We start from the raw sequence: 1,258 nt of genomic DNA on the forward strand, positions 1-1,258 counted from the left end.
AGGTGGCGGTCGTCACCGTGATGGAGCCGATGGTGGGCGTACCGCCGACACGCGAGTACGACGACACGAGGTTGAAGCTCGTCGGCGTGGCCGTGGAACCGGTCGAGGTATCGATGCTCAGCCAGTTGATGCCGTTGATCGTCGCCGAGTCGGCCTTGAGCTGCATATCCTGCTGGATCTGAGTGATTTCCGACTGGATCTTGGTCCGGTCGATACCGGCGGTCTTGGCTTCGACCAGCAGCGCCTGGAGCTTGGTCAGGCCGGAGTCCTTGTCGCCGATGATCGTGTTCAGAGCGGTGTATTCGGTGTCCACCATCGCGGCCGACAGACCGAGCGAGTCGGAGACCGCGGAGAGCGCGGCGTTGTCGGAGCGCATCGAGGTCGCGATCGACCAATAGGCCGAGTTGTCCGCGGCGGTCGAGACGCGCTGGCCGGTCGAGATCCGGTTCTGCGTGGTCGCGAGCTGCGAGCTGACGTTGCGGAGGGTCTGCAGCGCGGTCATTGCAGACGAGTTGGTGAGCAGACTGGAACTCATTTTTGACGCCCCTTTGAAGATTGTATTGTTAGGGACATACCGGGCTTGCACCGGTACGACAGGGCGGCATCATGCCTTTGGGCCACGGAAATGCGTGTGAAGGACCCAACCTGTCGTAGCGGTGAGGTTACCCGCCGAAGTTTGTGCGAAGCTTGTGGCTCCGTGACCGGACCGCAACAGGGTGCGTCAAATCAAGGTACGAGGGGCGAGGTGCGAAAGTCATGGCGCCCGACCAGCCAAATGAAAAGGGCCACGCTTCTCGCGAAGCGCGGCCCTCTGCCGATGGTTTGAAGCTTAGCGGAACAGCGACAGGATGCTCTGGCTGTTGGAGTTGGCGATCGAGAGCGCCTGCACGCCGAGCTGCTGCTGGGTCTGAAGCGCCTGGAGGCGCGTCGATTCCGCGTTCATGTCGGCGTCGACGAGCTGGCCGATACCGCGATCCACCGAGTCCATCAGGTTCTTGACGAATTCCGTGTTGGTCGCGATGCGGTTCTTGACGGCACCGAGATTGGCGGCGGCCGAGGCAACCGTGTTGATCGCGGCGGTGACCTGGTTGATGTAGCCGTCGAGAATGGCCTGGTCCGTTGCCGAGTCGGTCAGCGAGCCGATGGCGAGCGTGGCGACCGACGCGAAGCCCGTCGTGCTGTTGCCGGTCACCGTATCCAGGATACCGGTCTTGGTTGCGCCGTTGACGGTGTAGAGCGCGAAGGTGGCGGTCGTCAC

At 62.7% G+C, this 1,258-nt stretch carries 1 protein-coding gene and 1 pseudogene; both read right to left on the reverse strand.

Annotated features, from left to right (window positions below):
* Window positions 1-535 (reverse strand): annotated as a pseudogene (locus JQ603_RS37875) (flagellin); the annotation flags it as partial.
* A gap of 294 nt (window positions 536-829) precedes the next feature.
* A partial coding sequence (locus JQ603_RS37880; protein WP_283817496.1) for a flagellin occupies window positions 830-1,258 on the reverse strand: 429 nt, incomplete at its 5' end.

Origin of the sequence: Bradyrhizobium liaoningense (assembly GCF_018130825.1) — a bacterium.
In the GTDB taxonomy this organism is placed as follows: Bacteria; Pseudomonadota; Alphaproteobacteria; order Rhizobiales; family Xanthobacteraceae; genus Bradyrhizobium; species Bradyrhizobium liaoningense_B.